Origin of the sequence: Companilactobacillus zhongbaensis, assembly GCF_003946515.1 — a bacterium.
Taxonomy (GTDB): Bacteria; Bacillota; Bacilli; order Lactobacillales; family Lactobacillaceae; genus Companilactobacillus; species Companilactobacillus zhongbaensis.
Window position 1 is genome coordinate 128768 of record NZ_RHOM01000003.1, and the last position, 17211, is coordinate 145978.

The following is a 17211-nucleotide window of genomic DNA, read 5'->3' on the forward strand; positions in this document are numbered from 1 at the left end:
ATTTATTTAGCCTTTACTTCAGAATCGTCAAACTTGTATCCTACTCCCCAAACAGTTTCGATCACTTGAGGACCAACTTTTTCGATTTTTTGACGAAGCTTCTTGATATGAGCATCGACAGTTCTTTCTTCACCAAAATAATCGTAGTCCCAAACTTGCTCGAGTAATTGTTCACGTGAAAAAACACGTTTTGGCTTACTTGCTAGAGTTTTGAGCAGATCAAATTCTTTAGGCGTTAAATCTGGGATCTCTTTTCCACCTAAATAAGCTTCACGAGTTCCAGCATTCAATTGGAAAAAGCCGGTATCGATATCGAATTCACTGTTATCATTATCACCGCTGTCAGTTGCCGGATTGTTCTTTGAAGCCTCTTCGGCGATATTTTCGCTACGCCGATGGATTGCCTTGATCCTGGCAATCAAAGTGATAGGACTAAATGGCTTTGTTACGTAATCATCAGCACCAAATTCCAAACCGAGAACTTGATCACTTTCACTGTCACGAGCAGTCAGCATGATGATCGGTACCGTCTTTGAAACGGCACGGATCTCCTTGGCAACTTCCATCCCGTCTTTTCCAGGCAAGTTCAGATCTAAAGTGATCATATCCCAGACATCTGGTGATTCATTAAACTTTTCAACTGCCTCATTTCCGTCATAAGCAAAGGTAGCATCCCAGTTTTCTTTTTGAAAAAACATGCTCATCATTTCGGAAACAGACTTATTATCTTCAATCATTAATATTTTCATTAGCATAAACTCCATTCAACATTTCAGAAATACCCTATATCATTTGGACAAAAGTTGTTAAGATGTAGGAGTACAAAATTTTATTAGGTTGGTGAATACTTTGACATTGCACAACGATTATAAAGGAACCGTCTTTTTCGACTTGGATGGTACATTAATGAATGCCAAATCAGAAATTGACGATTCAGTTGCAAATGCCGTTCATGAATTACGCGACAATGGCTACCTGCCAGTAATTAGTACTGGTCGCGCAACAAATGAATTACAACACGTTTTAGGACCGACAGGTATTGATTCATATATTACTTTAAATGGCGCTTTTATCAAATCAGGAGATCAATTGATCTACGAAAGCGAGATTTCAAATAAGACCATCGAATCGGTGATAGCTGCCGCTTTAGACTTTGGCGACACGATTGCGATGCATACCGGTGACACAACGAAAATCTACGAATATAAACCAATTGTGACCGACTTCTACGCATCCGTTCACATCGAGGAACCAGAAGTCGATCCTGACTTCTACAAACACAATAACATTCCGATGATCATCGTAGTTTCTCACGAAGGTCCAGAACGCTATCAAGCAAAATTCCCTGAATTGAATTTCTTCAAGACTGGTAAATTCTCAATCGATACCGTTCAAAAAGACGTCTCCAAGATGCACGGTATCAAGCACTTGCTCAAGGGCATGGACTTAGAAGATAAGCCCGTATACGCCTTCGGTGACGGTGCAAATGATGTTCCGATGATCAAGTTTGCTGACCACAGTGTGGCAATGGGCAACGGGATCGACGAAGTTAAGCAATTAGCTGAATTCGTTACTACTGCTAATACTGACAACGGGATCGTCAACGGCTTGAAGCACTTTGATTTGATCTAAGTAATTGAAAAATGGCAATATTCGTTCATTGAATATTGTCATTTTTTGTTGGAAAAAATCTTAACTCAAAATGACGACTTTTCCCATCATATGACCTGCTTCGACTAATTCGGTAGCTTTTTTAATATTTTCAACGTTTAATCCTTGAAATACCTTGGTAGTCGTTGATGATATCTTACCATTATCCAAATCTTGCGCCAATTGGAAAAGGTACTCCCCTTGAGTCGACATGCTATCAAGATTGAAAAAGGCCTTGGTAAACATCCATTCCCATTTGAAATCAACTGATTTTTGTTTCAAATCGGCAACTTTAGATTCATTTAAATTCGTGATCGTCGCAAATGTTCCAAACGGCTTGATCAATTCAACAATTTCTTCCCAATGTGGATCGTTGTCACTTAAACCAACGATGAAATCGACATACTTAACGCCAAGATCACGGACTTGCTTGATCAGATCTTGATGATGATCAACTACTTGATCTGCACCGAGACGTTTGACGAAATCGACTTTTTCATCGGTCGAAGCTGTAGCAATAACTTTGAGTCCAGCTAAATGTGCGAGTTGAGTCAAAATTGAACCGACTCCTCCGGCACCATTGATGATCAAGATGGTTTTTTCGCTGTTATCAGCATTAGGATCGATATTTAATTTTTCATAGAGTAACTCACTAGCAGTCAAAGTAACTAACGGCATCGAAACGCTGTCTTCGATCGACGTTTTCTTCGGAGCAATAGCAGCAATGGCTTCGTCAACTAGTTCATATTCTTGGTAACTACCGTCACGTGAATAGTCTCCCGCATAAAAGACGATATCGTTACGCTTAAACTTAGTAACTTCAGATCCGGTGTCAACGACCTTGCCGTATCCATCATAACCTAAGACTTTGGGACCGTTGAAACTACCAGTCAACTTCTTGCGTGTAGCAATATCAACTGGGTTGATCGATATCCCTTGGACTTCAACTAAAATATCGTGGGGCTTGCAAACGGGCAAGGCAGCATCAAATTCAGATAAACTATTTAGATCACTATCAGTAACGCCATATATTTTCATGGTAGTTCCTCCTTCACATATCTTTATTTTACAACAAAAAAACTCGGTTTCACTCGTTAAGTGATTTACCGAGTTTTTTTGATTAACAAATTATGTTTATTTTCTTGGGCGCTTTGTTTGGTGGTTGCCAAACATTGCCCCTTTTATAGCGGAAACGAGTTCCGGAGCGCAGCGGCCTCCGGTTTAGAAACTGTCGGCAGGCACGGCTTCGCCGCACCTTTGGTGCCGACAGTCCCTAAATCCTCAGCAGCTACCCGCGCTCCTCCACTCTCTTTTTTTGAAACAAAAAACTCGGTTTCACTGGTTGAGTGATTTACCGAGTTGTTTGATTAACAAGTTTTACTTGTTTTGTTGGGGCGCTTTGTTTTGGGGTTGCCAAACGTTGCCCCCTTTATAGCGGAAACGAGCTCCGCGAGGTAGCGGCCTCCGGTTAACACATGTAGTCGCGGCACTGCTTCGCAGCACCTTGTGCGACTACACGCGTTAATCCTCAGCAGCTGACCACCTCGCTGCGCTCTCTTTTTTCTCTACCCAACAATTTCAACAGTAGCAGAAGTTATACCATAAGATGGTACTAAGCTGTTAGGCATTGCGACGTCTATTTGTTGTGGGTTTGAATATGCAAATGTTCCTGTGTCATTTACTGTTCTGTACCAGACGTCTCCTTGTGCTGTTGTGATTTTGATGCGTGTACCACGTGGTAATACGCTTAGGTTGGCTGCTACTCCGTCGTAGCCCATGTTTGAACCTAAGACTGCTGGATCATAGAAACTTACTTTGAATGTTCCGACTGATGTGGTTGCTGGTTGTACTTGTTCTTGTGTTTGAACTGGTTGTGCAGTTTGCACTGGTTGAGCTATTGGTTGTGGTTGAACTGTTTGTACTGGTTCAGCGACCTCTTCAGCTGGCTCTTCTGTTTCGATCTCAGGCATGTCGAAATCTTTTTCGCTTCCTTTGATTCCTGGCATAAATTCCTTGTTACCAGGTAAAGAAACTTTTTTATTTAATTTATTTTCGTCTTTGTTAGTGTCGTCAAGATGATGTCCCTTGATCGTATCTTTAATGCTGACGGTAGTTTCAACGTCAGATTCTTTATTTGCATCAGCATATACATTGGCTGAATACCCCATAAAACTAACAAATATTAGGCCTGTAAAAAATAAGGCTTCAAGTTTAAATTGCTTTATCAACTAATCCCTCCGATTTGTTTGAACAACAGAGAGAACTATACAAGATTTATGTTTCATTTATATTACACAGATAATAAATAAGATTGCAGGACGATTAGATTTGTAACATTTGTGTAATGTATGTCAATAAAGTGATTTTTTAATTGAATATAATGATATTTTTTCAAATATTCAGACATTTGTCTTTTTAAACGGAACTTACATTTTTCTCACATTTGACCTTTCACGGTCATATATAATCAGCCAAATGAGGGATACTTTTACCAAAAATCGATCACTATTGACAAACTCAAGATAATTATCCCTCATCAAAACACTCATTTTTTTGAAAATAATCTCTAAAAACATTAATTTGACAATATTTTTGATTTGCGAGAACAATCTTTTGTCAAAAAATTTTTTTTATGCTAATTTGAATTTAACCTAATAAATATTGGAGGAATGCACATGTCAAAAAAAATCGCAGTTTTAGTCGGTAGTTTAAGAAAGGGATCATTTTCAAAGCAAATCGCCCATAACTTGGTAAACTTGTTGCCTAGTGATTACGAAGCAGAATTTGTAGAAATTGGTAACCTTCCACTGTACAACGAAGATATTGATACACCAGAAAGTACTCCAGCAGAATACACAGCATTTAGAGATACTATGAAAGACAAAGATGCCGTATTATTCGTAACACCAGAATACAACCGCTCGATTCCAGCAGCATTGAAAAACGCATTAGATGTTGGTTCACGTCCATACGGTCAAAGCATCTGGGACAAAAAGCCAGCCGCAGTAGTCAGCGTATCACCAGGCGCAATCAGTGGCTTCGGAGCAAACCACATCTTACGTCAATCACTAGTATTCCTAAACATGCCAGTAGTACAACAACCAGAAGCATACATCGGAAACGTAACCAACCTACTAGATGACAACGGAAACGTCGACGACAGAACCAAAGGATTCCTTCAAAGCATCGACGACGCCTTTGTTGACTTAATTGGAAAGTACTAGCACAGAAAATGGAGGCACACGGGTAGCTGCTGAGAATTTTAACACAGAGAGCGCAGCGAGGTTGGTCAGCTGCTGAGGATTAACGCGTGTAGTCGCACAAGGTGCGGCGAAGCCGTACCGCGACTACATGTGTTAACCGGAGGCCGCTACCTCGCGGAGCTCGTTTCAGCATCCTTGAGGATAACAATAAAAAGCACTATTCAAACCACTGCAGTTTTAATCGGCAAAAAATGGATAGTGCTATTTTGTTGCAGCAAATTTGGATAGGAAAAATAGACAGCTCTATTCTATACATCCAAAGTTGTGCCTGACGACAGTTGCTAAGCCGGAAGCCCCTGCGTCTCGGAACTCGTTTTCACATCCTTGAGGATAAAACTTAACAACACTATCCAATCACACCAACCAAAACAAAAAAACTCGGTCACCCAAAGCAGGTGGTCGAGTTTTTTATTCCCCATCAAAATAATCAACCAGCTTCACCCCATGATTATAAGGTACAGCAGCCGAGTCGATCATCTTCATAAATCGATCAGTTTTCATAATAACTTTCAAAATATTAATAACAGATTTCTGCAAATCACCAAGATAAAGATCATTATTATCTTTAAACTTTCCAGAAATCAACAAGGTATGTTGATCAATGATTTGAGCAGTACCGGCATAAATCATGTCTAGCAAAGTACTATCAATGCTTTCAGCATTGGCCAAACCAATTTTGACGACTTCTTCCCCTTCTGGATCAGGAACGAAGTCATTCCAAAGTTCTTTTTCACCTGGAGTAAATGTTGCTATATCAAATGTAGGTCGTTTTTTTATAACACCAAATCGATCAAACTCTGGTCCTAAGTCTGCAATCGCTGCTAACAATTGGTCTTGACTTGATCCTGGCATGATCAAATCATTTCCAGCGTGCATACTTTCTTTAGGCTCAGCCAAACTGTACCAATCGGTCATGACTAAACCATTAAAATGCCATTCATCACGCAAAATATTAGTCAAAGACTCAAAATTAGCTGCGGCAAAAGTACCATTGATCTTGTTGTAAGAACTCATTACCGCCATCGGCTGGGAAGCTTTCACGGCAATTTCAAAGTTCTTCAAGTAAATTTCTCGAAGTGCTTGTTCACCAACGACACTGTTACCAGTATTACGCTTAGTTTCTTGGTTGTTGGCTAAGAAATGTTTGATGGTTGCACCCACACCAGGATTTTCCTGGACTCCATTGACTTCAGCAGCTGAGATCATTCCTGATAGCACTGGATCTTCGGAGAAATATTCAAAATTACGGCCACCAAGTGGATCACGATGGATGTTCATTCCTGGAGCTAACCACATCGTAATGCCAAATTCCTTCATTTCTTTACCAACAGCAAAGCCTAATTTTTTAACTAAGCTAGTATCCCAAGTTTGAGCCAGCATCGTACCGATTGGCCAAGCAGTAGCGTATTGATATTGGTCATTGCCATCATCATCTTGATACTTCTGTGTCAAACGAAGTCCAGCTGGTCCATCGGCATTCACAGTTTTAGGAATACCAAACTGCAAGTTTTCCACAGTCTCACCGGCAGCACCAGGAACCGTTTGAGCACCGTTACCAACGATACTTCCCATTTCATCAGGAGTCACAACCCCCTCGACTAAATCAATCAATTCCTGATCAGAAAGTTCAGCAACAAATTGTTCGAGCGAAATCTTCTTATTATAAACGTCCACCAATCGGGGCGCCGTAACTGATTCCACTTTAGCAATCGTTTCTTTTTTCCCTTTACCAGGCAATTGACGTCGACTATTGGAAAAAGTCGTAACCTCATTTTCACGATGATAGTGAATGATCTCCGGTCCGGAGAAGTTTTCTGCTTTTAATAGGAAGAAAGGAACTTGTTTGGTTTGCTTTAACTGGACATTGTTCGATCGTAAAATCGTTGGATCCATTTCTGGCATCAGTTTGTGTTCCAACTGCGAAATAACAACATCTTCATCTAGCCTAAATTCAGCTATGACTTCGGTATTTTTCGAACTATTTCCTAAACGAACAATGTAAGTACCGGCAACTAAAATAAAGGCCGCTTTCGATTCATCATAAACTGCCAAATTTTTAACAGGAACTGACAGCTTCAAACTTTGTTCTTGCTCTGGATAAAGTGGCTTAGTCTTAACAAAACCGGCCAAGCTTTGGTATGGCGTAGGAATACCTGTCTGTGGATTAGAAACGTATAATTGGACTACTTCAGCACCTTGATAAGTCTCGCCAATATTTTGGACTGAAATATCCACATCGAGCGACTTTTCATTAACGTGGACTCTATCCGTCTGGATGAAAAATTTCGTATAGCTTTTTCCAAAACCGAATTCATAACGTGGCTCGACGTCGAAGCTATCAAAATATCGATAACCGACATAAATACCTTCTTGGTAATTAGGTTCTTCTTGGCCAAAACTATTCGCCGTATAATAATCGCTATATTGTTTAGCCCAAGTATCCGTCAGCTTTCCTGAAGGAGTCGTTGTTCCATCAAGAACATCAGCAACTGCTAATCCAGCTTGCATCCCCGGCTGTGAGATCAATAAAACACTGTCTAACAATGGACAATCATCAATAAACGAAGTGTCGATGACTCCTCCGACGTTCAATAAGACGACACTGTTTTCATAAAACTGACTCATGGCTTGAATATTAGTCAATTCACTTTCCGTTAATAAAAAGTCGCCTGGTTCATTCTTGCGGTCTTGTCCTTCACCGGCACTTCTGGAAATAACGTAAATCCCAGTTTGAGCTTCAGGAAATTCACCGATTTCAGGATCATCCATTGAAAAAGCCGGAGCTAAAATAGCTAACATTGAATCTTTATTTTTTTCGTAATAAGCTTGTTTATTTTTTTCATAGGCTCGTTGATAACGCGTCAACCAACCTTTGGAAGTAATTTGAAAACCTGCTTGTTCCAAACCATCTGCGATGTTGATCACCCGACGTTGATTGACATCACCAGACCCTGTACCTCCTTTATAAGTAGCAAAGGATCCGCTTCCGAATAAGGCTATCGTCCGATTTTGTAACGGTAGGACTTCGTTCTTATTTTGTAGCAGCACCATCCCTTGCTCGGCTACCTTTTGAGACAACTTTGCATTGTTGACCTCACGTTGAGACATCTTGCTTTCCATCACACATACTCTCCTTTGGTGGAAATTGTACCTATAGACAATTTTACACTTTATACGGTGATAGTGGAGAGGGAAAATCGGATAGAGTTTGCGGGGGGGATTTTTGATGGAGGTTAACTGCCGGTTCCGGGGCGGGGCGCTATATGGGATTGGAACGCTGTGGACGTCGATTTGAACTACCCGAGAAGTTCGCTCGGGCATTTCAAATACGAGTCTTATTCTAAGCGATAAATCGCTAAGAATAATTTCACAGCTGAACCCATATAGCGCCCCACCCCTCCACCTATGTTAGTGCAAAGTCTATCCTTTGGGGTTGGGGGACGGTACTTATACTTGTTGCATAAATCGGCGTTTTTTCCCCTCCCTATTTCTCACTTGTCTATCTCAAATCCCTCCATAATAGTAAAGACCAAGACCAAAACCTCAAAAAAAAGACAAACCCTTTTGGTTTGTCCTTACTATTATATAAATTATTAGTCTCTCCCAACTATCTCATTACTCCAAAAATTCAGGATCACGATATGCTGGGTTTGGGTATTTGTAGAAGCCTTCTCCTGTTGCTACTCCCTTTTTGCCTTTGTCTATGTAGTCGTTTTTGATCATGTCGGCTAGAGCTCGATAGTCTGGGTCGTTTTCTGCTTGCATTGATGTTATGTCGTAGGCTGTTTTTAGGCCTACTATGTCTAGGATACCGAATGGGCCGAATGGGGCTTTGGTTGCTAACATCCAAGTTTTATCTATTGTTTCTACGTCCGCTACTCCTTTTGCTAGTAACATTTGAGCAGCATTTAGTAGTGGTACTAGTAAGGTATTTAATACGTAGCCTGGTTGTTCTTTTTTTAGTTTGATTGGTATCATGCCGATTCCTTTGGCAAATTCTACTACTTCATCGTAGATGGTTGGATCAGTTTGTGTGGTCCCCATTACTTCTGCTGTGTTATTTTTCCAGATTTCGTTGGCGAAATGTAGTGCCAAGAATCTTTCTGGGCGTTTTGTTATTTCAGCGAACTGGCTTGGTAAGAGCGTTGAGGTATTTGTGGCAAAAATTGTTTTAGCAGGTGCTACTTGAGCTAGCTCTTGATAAAAACTTTCTTTGATGTCCATTCGTTCTGGGATTGCTTCGATCACCAAATCGGCGTTAGTTACTGCGGTCTTTAAATCACTCGAATACTTCAAGCTTGCAGGAACTGATTCTGCGTTTTTGTTTGAGGTCGTTAAATCTCGGATCAAGGTATCTTTCAAGTTCGGCAAAATCGTACTTTCGTAGACTCCGGGTTGGAAAAATACGTTCAAATGGTCGGCTTGTCCTTGGACTTCTTTCTTATAAGTTTCGACTAGGCCTAACATTCGATCCTTCGCTTTGGCGATTACTTCATCATTAATATCGTAAATTGTTACATTGTATCCGCGAAAAGCTGTCTGAAAAGCAATTTGACTTCCTAAAACTCCACTTCCGGCAATAGTGACATTTTTGATTGTCATGATGTGACCCTCCGTAAACATATTTTGTAACCGATTACATTTTAACTAGTTTTTAGTTGTTTTCAAAATGAAACGATTGTAAAAAGTTTAACGAGTGGTTAATGGCGAGCTTCCAAGCGATAAATATTAACTCCGACTTGACTCAATAATTCGACTGATTTAGTCAAAGAGAATTCATCGGTTGATCTAATGGTCAATTGCATTGCTTCTATCAATGGTGCACCATTTTGCTCCAAAACTGAACGTGCTAAAACATCATCAGAAGTTTCTAAAATCACCGTCGGATGACGTTTAGACATATGTTTATCAACTATCTTCCCTGATTCTAAATAAGTCAGGTTATCGGTTAGCGGCATGATCTCAGCCATGGTTTGTCCATTGATCACAAATGACGTCCCCTGCGCCATTTTCCGTTGGATCACTTGATGAAGATTTTTAATATCCGCTCCTGTCAATCCTATTGTCGGTTCATCTAGTAATATCAGTGGTGCATCGTTAACTAGTGCTTGGGCCAGTCCGAGTTTTTGTTTCATGGCAAAAGCATACGTACTGACAGGCTTTTCGATAAAATTAGCCAACTGCAATTCTGACACGATTCGTCCGATTTTTTCGTTGGAGTTTGAATACAATCGCAGATGATCAATACCTGTCATATATGGGAAAAGATCAGGCGTCTCGATCAATGAGCCAACTTGTGATACTTTCGGCTTATTAATAGAAGTAATTAGATCGCCGGATATTTTGATTTGCCCACTGTCACGTTCCATTGTGGCAATGATCAATTTCAACAAGGTCGAGCGACCAGAACCGTTGGGACCGACAATTCCCATTGATCGTCCCGATTCCAAGGTCAAACTCAAATCTGATAAGGCAGTCACCCCATCGAAACTTTTCGTCACATGTGAGATTTCTAAGATATTATTCATGCTTCCCTCACTATATTTTTAGATTGTATCTAAAATATTATCAGTAAGAAACGCTGGAAAAAAGCTACTAACCTCAATTAAATTTATTTATATTTATATATGTCATCACTTATTTTTGAAGACTGTTTTATTCAATATTTTACTGATCAAAAACATCAATAATACGACCAAAATGACGATAATGATCTCATTGACCCAAAAGTTGAAATTGAACGTGTGGACGAGAAATTTCAAGACGGGATCATTAATAACGATAAATAAAATTACTGTTATACTAATGTAGATGGTTGATTTATTCAAGAATTGACCTCCAAATTTAATTATATCAATTTTTTAAAGGAGTTTTTCGATGACTACTAAACACGTCGCAGTTTACGTTACAGGTGGGATTGCCGCATACAAAGCATTGGAAGTAGTTCGTGCCCTAATTAAAAAAGGAATTGAAGTCCAAGTCGTCATGACTTACGCCGCACAAAAATTCGTCACGCCACTAACTTTCGCAACTTTAAGTAAACATCCCGTGATCACGGATAATTACCAAGCTCAATCTAGCGCAGACGATTTCATCCCTCACATCAAAATCTCCCGTTGGGCAGACCTAGCTGTGGTCGTTCCGGCGACAACCAACATCATTGCCAAAATGGCGAATGGCATCGCTGATGACATCGTTACTTCAGCTTTGATCGCTACGACCGCCCCTAAACTAGTCTTCCCAGCGATGAATACGAGCATGTGGGAATATCCTGCCACGCAAAGAAATTTGCAGTTGCTAGAAGAAATGGGCATCAAAGTCGTTGCTCCGGCAGAAGGCTTTTTAGCTGAAGGAGAAATTGGCAAAGGACGCTTAGTTGATTTGGACACCATCATGGAAAACATCGAAAAAGCTCTCAACAAGGATCTACCATTAGCTGGCAAAAAAGTCATCGTCACTGCTGGTGGCACAAAGGAGCCGATCGACCCAGTTAGATTTATCGGTAATAATTCTTCGGGCAAAATGGGCATCGCCCTAGCCGAATCAGCCGCTAAATCAGGTGCTGAAGTAACCTTACTAGCAACGGTCCCTTACCTGTCGACCATGAAAAATCTGACGGTGATCAACATCGATTCTGCCGAAAACATGTTGACTAAACTCAACGACCTATTCCCAGAAACTGATGTCCTAGTAATGGCAGCAGCGATTTCCGATTTCAAGCCAGTCCACGTTGCCACTCAAAAAATCAAAAAAACTGCCGACCAAGACACTTATTCGATCGAACTAACGAAAAATCCTGACATCCTCAAAACAGTAGCTCAACACAAAACGACTCAAACCGTCGTTGGTTTTGCCGCCGAAACTCAAAACTTGATTGAAAACGCCACGAAAAAACTCAACAGTAAAAATGCCGACATCATCTTAGCAAATGACGTTTCACAAAAAGACGCCGGCTTCAACGTCGACACCAATCGGATCACGGTCATTACTCAAAATCAAGAACCAGAAGCTTGGCCTTTAATGACGAAAAAAGAAGTTGCCGATAAGTTTTGGAGATATTACCTCAACCAATTTGCAAAATAATTTACTTTACAAAAATGAACGATAAGGCAAATCTCAAAACCAACTCAAGCATAGAACGCTCAGAATAGTTTATACTCCAACTAAAAATGCAGTAGCGATATTCAAAATAGAATATCGCTACTGCTATTTATTTTCTTGAATAAATTCCCACAACTTATCACTGGCTTGACTATTGTGGCCTCGTTTTCGAATAAAGCAAAGCTGATTAGGTAGCTTACAATCAACTGGAATCAAACTGATCTTGTCATCAACAAATCTCTCCACCGTCTTTTGCATCATGAGTGAAACTCCCAGATGATTCTTGACCATGGCTGCAATCAAGTCGATCCGCGTTCCTGTATAAGCAATGTTAGGAGTGAATCCGGCTTTATGGCAAAGATTTCGAATCGGATCAAGCAAATTAGTCGCAGAATTGAGCAGTAAAAATTTTTCACCTGCCAATTGCTGTAACTTGATCGACCCATCTTTTTGCAATACAGAGTAATCTGCTGGGACCATTGCGACCAACTGATCCTCCTCCATTGGCATGACATCCAGATCCTTACCAATTTTCCCGAACGTCCTAGTAAAAATGATATCGCAATCGTTGCGCCGCAAAGAATCAAACAGTTGTTCACTTTCTTTTTCCTGCAGTTCCACATGAACTTCAGCATGCTCTCGCAGAAAGCTAGCTAGTAGCAAAAAACTATCATAATTAGTCATAGTTGGTATATTGAACAACTTAATAGTCATACTCTGATCATCAAGATAATCAGCAATCTTAATGTTCAAGCTCTCATAGTCATTGACGATCTTGCGGGCATAAGGCTTGACCATCGCACCCTCTGAAGACAACGAGATTTTTCGATGAGCCCGAACGAAGAGCGTCACACCAAGCTCTTTTTCAAGGGATAAAATTTGTTTCGAAATGTTTCCTTGAGTCGTAAAAAGCCGATCGGCAGTTTCCGAGTAATTCAAAGTCTTAGCCAGATCCAAAAAAACTTTCAGCTTGCTGATTTCCATCTGATCACATCCATTCCATTTTAGAATACCATACAAAAAAAGACATTTGATAAATTACTCAAATGTCCTTTTTAATGGAGCAATCAGCTAACTGGATTTTAAAGGTTTTGACCCTTTTCCCAATAAGTGATCGACAATTTCAATCCATGTTTGACTAAAGTATCAAACAATTTATGCGTCCGCTTCGATAATTCCTTCGCAGTTTCTAAATTGTTTTCCGTCAAATATTTTGGCAGATCAGCAGCTTTTTCAGCTCCTTGGTCAGCAGCTTCGATCCGTTGCCGAGCATAAGATTGACAGTCATCCAAAAATGCATGGATCTCATCCGAAAACTCATGATAATGTGGCTCGATCAAAACAGCCAAAGTTTTTTCCAGCCAATAAATGTTGTCCAAAGATACTTCTTGAGTCGTATTCTTATAGTCTTCCGGTGTGTCCAAAGCGTTAACGTAAAATGGCACGTAAGGACTATAGGCGAAGAATCCGAAGGCTAACCACTGAACACCTGCATATGACTCATCTACGTCATTTCTGACTTGTAAGATCGACGAGCACTGATTCCGATCCATGGCGATTGGACGATACTGACGTTGTTCCTCTTTAGTCCCAGATGAATAAGTCCCAAATGGATCAAATTTCGTTCCATTATAATGCGACTGCAAAAATCTTTGAACGTCTTCGATGGCTAATTTTTTTGAAGGTTGGCGTGTCATTGGCATTTCTTGACTAGTAGGATCTTGCTCTGTTTCCGGATTAAACAACTTTTGGCCATACCAAGTCCGTGGCGTGTTATAAAAAGCATCGGCCTCACTTTGAGTACCAAAAATCTCTCGGAAATTAAAATGACCAGGTTGTGGATTAAGATGATGTTTTTCCACAAATTCGACTAAATCAGTCGCAATCAAAAAGTTATCCGTGTCACTAACATCGACTTCTTGCATGATTGTTTGATTAGGAACGATAGCGTACGAGTCATCGGGGATCTTCATAGCTGCCCAATGATGACCACCAGCTGTTTCTAGCAACCAGACATCATTTTTATCATTAAAAGCAATACTGTTACATTCACCAGTTCCGTATTTTTCCAGCAAATCGCCTAGCCTTTGGGCACCTTCTTTAGCCGTCTTCACGTATGGCAAAACTAAGGTCAGCATCGCTTCCTCATCGATCCCATCGTGAACTAACGGATCGTATCCCAGCACCCGCTTGTTGGTAGCAGTCGTTTCGGTCGAACTCATCCCGACATTGTATTCGTTGATACCTGATTCTTCCCAAAGTCCATCGCTTTGGTCAGCCTGAGGCGTGCAAGTATAACGATAAGCGTGATCTGGTAGTGGGATCTCTACACCAGTCGTTACTGACTTGAAAGTCTTATTAAGTTGATCTTGAGCTTGATGAACGATGTATTTGATCGGATTGATCGGACCATAGCCGTCTTCATTTCTAGCAACAATAGTCGAGCCATCCATCGTAGCCTTTTTACCGACTAAAATTTCTGTACAATCTGAATTCAATTTCTTCATCATAATGCCCCCATTTCGTCTCAAGTATAAAATTAATAATACGAAGAAGCTAGGTTATTTGCGGATTTAATTAAATTATTCACAAATGTTTTTACAAAAAAACAGCTTCCAAAAAAGCTGTCAAAATAGTCTAATTTTTTAATCATCATCTGAAAATAAATCCATCGTCTGCCCAACTTCCATCTGATTTCGTGAAGCACGCCACTTGGCCATTTCCTGATCAAACTGATCTAAACTTTGTTTTGAAAACAGCGGTGATGCTTCTTTTTGATCGATGTACTGAAAATTTCCTAAGGCATGAGGCAAGTCATTGACGACCTCTTCTGGGAAAAATTGGCGATGATCTAAAGCCGCCAACGGCTTTTTTTGCTTCAAAGCGTGATTCATCGCATTATTAGTTCCACCTTTTAATCCCGTCTCTAACGCAATCACCCCATCACTCAGACCGCACTGCCATTCATCACGGGCAGCCAAGTACTGTGGCAACATCGTGGTTCCGGTCGGATAAGTTGTGACTAACACCCCACCTCGACTGACGATATCTTCGGCCAACTTTTGATTCCGTCGCGGATAAATAGCTTGATCCAAGCCACATCCCAAAACCACGATCGTTTTTTGAGTAGTCTGCATTGCACCCAAATGGGCCACCGTATCAACTCCGATAGCTAACCCACTGACAATCGTATAGTCTAATTCTCCAGCAAAATACTTGGCCATTCGCAGACCAATTTTTTCTGCAAACTTACTAGGATGTCTCGTACCGATCATCGCGACCATTTTATCGTCGTTCAACAAGTCAACATTCCCTCGGACATACAAAATAGGCGGATATTTTTTTAACTGCTTTAAATTTTTAGGATAACGTTCATCAAAATAATTCAGTACGGTAATTTGATGTTCAGCACAAAATTGTAGTTCAAAAAAAGCCTCATCCAGATATTTTTGAAAAATTTCTTCCGTCAAATATTTCTTAGATAAAGCTTTTTTTACTGATGGTACTGTTGAGTTTTGTAACCATTTGAAATTTAATTTTGAATCAGTCTGATAATTGTCAAACAGCTTTTTAACAGTTGCCATTCCTAAGCCTTTAACCTTCAAAACGGCAATGATAAACTGCGACAACGAAACTTTTGGATCAGCCACTATTCAGGGCTTTCCATTAAGAGCCAAAGTACTAAGTAAACAATGATCCCTGGGAACCAAGGCATCAGCGTTAACAAGACGTACAGTACTCGGCCGATAGTCGTGTTCCAGCCGAAATGTTCACACATCCCGGAAATAACACCGGCAAAAACATTATCACGTGATCTCTTAACTGGTATATGCATAAATTATCCCTCCACTGGTTCTTCCATTAGCATCCACATTACTAGATAGGCAATAATTCCTAATCCAGTAACGGATAAAAATAACGTCAATACAACGTACAACACGCGCGCCAAGGCAACATTCCAACCGAAATGTTCCGCAAAACCTGCAATAACCCCGGCAAACAACTGATTTGTTTTCGATCTCTTAATTGGAATATGCATAATAATAATCTCCTTTGCGTTTCTATATTAATATCATATGAAATTTCCGAGCAAAACGAAATTTATTCAGCTTACAACAACCTTACAGTTTCGTAACATCACTTCAAAATAACCTTCAGGATCCCTTCGATCAAATCGTCCAAAACTCGTTGGTAATCATCAGTCTGGATCTCACTTTGATGAAAATCTAAAACCGTCAAAGCATCAAACAAAGCCACGATCCGATCCTTACTCATCCCAGGTTTAACCAAATCATCAGCGATCCACTTATCGATCAAGTGCAACATCGTAGAATAAATCAAACTATCTTCGACCACATTATCACTTTGTTTAGCGATCAACTCATTCAACTTAGGATTAGCAAACCACTCTTGCAAAATACGATTATGCGAAGACAGCTTGAAAATCTGCTCAACAATCGAATTAATAACCTTAACCGGATCATCATCCAGATCAACTCGAGACAAAATCTGCGCCTTCACATTTTCATTCTCACTATTATAAATCTGCACAAATAAATCTTCCTTCGACTTAAAGTACAAATAAAATGAACCAACAGCAACGCCAGCAATAGCAGCAACATCGGCCACACTAGTATCACGAAAGCCCCGCTCTAAAAACAAAACATGTGCAGCATCAAAAATACGATCTCTCTTGTCATCCATCAAATCACCACCAGTATATTTATGAATGAATTATAGATAAATTCATTCAAACGGTCAACAAATATGCTCATGGTGTAGAAAAACAAAGAAAATAAGACAACCAACTGCACGCAAAAACAAATGCGAGAGTGCGAGAGAATCGAGCACGCGAGCCAGACGCGAAAGTAAGAGATCAAAAATAATACCAAAACTTATCCAACGAAAAAAGAAAGAAAAGATTGCAACCAAAAGGTACGTCAGGAAACAAAATGAGCGGAGCTTCAGTCCCGCGAACCGAGAAGCAGCCAGGAGCTCAAAAAGAATAAATCTTGCGCATAAACATAGGAAGCTCCTACTTCCCCACTAAACAAAGGGGGGATTGCACTACCCTAGGCGGAGGGGCCCGGGGATACAGCCCTCAGCCGATCGAGTAGGAGGTAGCTAGGCTACCGACCTCTCACACCACCGTCCGTACGGGTCCGTATACGGCGGTTCATTAATTTAAGCATTCTGA

16 protein-coding genes are annotated in these 17211 nt (G+C 40.4%); 3 read left to right on the forward strand and 13 right to left on the reverse strand.

From position 1 onward, the window contains the following. Nucleotides 1-2 precede the first annotated feature (2 nt). On the reverse strand, nucleotides 3-749 hold the full coding sequence (locus EKM69_RS02575) for a response regulator transcription factor (RefSeq protein ID WP_125707814.1): 747 nt from the start codon (nucleotides 747-749) through the stop codon (nucleotides 3-5). 100 nt (nucleotides 750-849) lie between these two features. Between EKM69_RS02575 and EKM69_RS02580 the strand changes: the two genes are divergently transcribed. Then, complete coding sequence (locus tag EKM69_RS02580; protein WP_225423812.1) at nucleotides 850-1632, forward strand: Cof-type HAD-IIB family hydrolase; 783 nt, start codon at nucleotides 850-852, stop codon at nucleotides 1630-1632. 60 nt (nucleotides 1633-1692) lie between these two features. Here the strand turns inward: EKM69_RS02580 and EKM69_RS02585 are convergent, their stop codons facing one another. Both EKM69_RS02585 and EKM69_RS12625 read right to left on the reverse strand, forming a co-directional pair. Beyond that, nucleotides 1693-2688 (reverse strand): zinc-binding alcohol dehydrogenase family protein, encoded by a 996-nt coding sequence (locus EKM69_RS02585; protein ID WP_125707816.1) that lies wholly within the window; start codon nucleotides 2686-2688, stop codon nucleotides 1693-1695. Nucleotides 2689-3215: 527 nt separating this feature from the next. Then, on the reverse strand, nucleotides 3216-3878 hold the full coding sequence (locus EKM69_RS12625; RefSeq protein ID WP_318530652.1) for a hydrolase: 663 nt from the start codon (nucleotides 3876-3878) through the stop codon (nucleotides 3216-3218). A 447-nt stretch (nucleotides 3879-4325) separates the two neighbouring features. On the opposite strand from EKM69_RS12625, the gene EKM69_RS02595 reads away from it, so the two are divergent. After that, nucleotides 4326-4874: an NADPH-dependent FMN reductase gene (locus EKM69_RS02595; RefSeq protein ID WP_125707818.1), complete on the forward strand. Its 549-nt coding sequence runs from the start codon at nucleotides 4326-4328 to the stop codon at nucleotides 4872-4874. Nucleotides 4875-5321: 447 nt separating this feature from the next. Here EKM69_RS02595 and EKM69_RS02600 read toward each other — a convergent pair whose 3' ends face one another. The 4 genes from EKM69_RS02600 to EKM69_RS02615 all read right to left on the reverse strand — a co-directional run bounded on the left by EKM69_RS02600 (nucleotide 5322) and on the right by EKM69_RS02615 (nucleotide 10741). Then, entirely contained in the window at nucleotides 5322-8033 is a 2712-nt protein-coding gene (locus EKM69_RS02600) for a glycoside hydrolase family 3 protein (protein ID WP_125707854.1), read from the reverse strand. A 495-nt stretch (nucleotides 8034-8528) separates the two neighbouring features. Beyond that, nucleotides 8529-9515 (reverse strand): 3-hydroxyacyl-CoA dehydrogenase, encoded by a 987-nt coding sequence (locus EKM69_RS02605; RefSeq protein WP_125707820.1) that lies wholly within the window; start codon nucleotides 9513-9515, stop codon nucleotides 8529-8531. A 98-nt stretch (nucleotides 9516-9613) separates the two neighbouring features. Then, nucleotides 9614-10441 carry an ATP-binding cassette domain-containing protein gene (locus EKM69_RS02610; RefSeq protein ID WP_125707822.1) on the reverse strand — a complete coding sequence of 276 codons (828 nt, stop codon included), beginning with the start codon at nucleotides 10439-10441 and terminating at the stop codon, nucleotides 9614-9616. A 105-nt stretch (nucleotides 10442-10546) separates the two neighbouring features. Continuing rightward, nucleotides 10547-10741: a hypothetical protein gene (locus EKM69_RS02615; RefSeq protein WP_125707824.1), complete on the reverse strand. Its 195-nt coding sequence runs from the start codon at nucleotides 10739-10741 to the stop codon at nucleotides 10547-10549. 49 nt (nucleotides 10742-10790) lie between these two features. Here EKM69_RS02615 and coaBC point away from each other — a divergent pair, with 49 nt between their 5' ends. Continuing rightward, nucleotides 10791-11996, forward strand: coding sequence for a bifunctional phosphopantothenoylcysteine decarboxylase/phosphopantothenate--cysteine ligase CoaBC (coaBC, locus tag EKM69_RS02620; protein ID WP_125707826.1), 1206 nt, complete (start codon nucleotides 10791-10793; stop codon nucleotides 11994-11996). A gap of 123 nt (nucleotides 11997-12119) precedes the next feature. On the opposite strand, the gene EKM69_RS02625 is transcribed toward coaBC, so the two are convergent. The 6 genes from EKM69_RS02625 to EKM69_RS02650 form a co-directional block, all read right to left on the reverse strand. Beyond that, nucleotides 12120-12998, reverse strand: coding sequence for a LysR family transcriptional regulator (locus tag EKM69_RS02625; RefSeq protein WP_125707828.1), 879 nt, complete (start codon nucleotides 12996-12998; stop codon nucleotides 12120-12122). A gap of 98 nt (nucleotides 12999-13096) precedes the next feature. Continuing rightward, nucleotides 13097-14521: a C69 family dipeptidase gene (locus EKM69_RS02630; RefSeq protein WP_125707830.1), complete on the reverse strand. Its 1425-nt coding sequence runs from the start codon at nucleotides 14519-14521 to the stop codon at nucleotides 13097-13099. A 138-nt stretch (nucleotides 14522-14659) separates the two neighbouring features. After that, nucleotides 14660-15664, reverse strand: a complete 1005-nt coding sequence (locus EKM69_RS02635) for a DNA-processing protein DprA (RefSeq protein ID WP_125707832.1) — start codon at nucleotides 15662-15664, stop codon at nucleotides 14660-14662. Further along, entirely contained in the window at nucleotides 15664-15849 is a 186-nt protein-coding gene (locus EKM69_RS02640; RefSeq protein ID WP_125707834.1) for a PspC domain-containing protein, read from the reverse strand. The genes EKM69_RS02635 and EKM69_RS02640 overlap by 1 nt, the downstream gene beginning before the upstream one ends. Before the next feature lie 3 nt (nucleotides 15850-15852). Beyond that, nucleotides 15853-16053, reverse strand: coding sequence for a PspC domain-containing protein (locus EKM69_RS02645; RefSeq protein ID WP_125707836.1), 201 nt, complete (start codon nucleotides 16051-16053; stop codon nucleotides 15853-15855). A gap of 98 nt (nucleotides 16054-16151) precedes the next feature. Next, nucleotides 16152-16718 carry a TetR/AcrR family transcriptional regulator gene (locus EKM69_RS02650; protein ID WP_125707838.1) on the reverse strand — a complete coding sequence of 189 codons (567 nt, stop codon included), beginning with the start codon at nucleotides 16716-16718 and terminating at the stop codon, nucleotides 16152-16154. Between the last annotated feature and the right edge of the window lie 493 nt (nucleotides 16719-17211).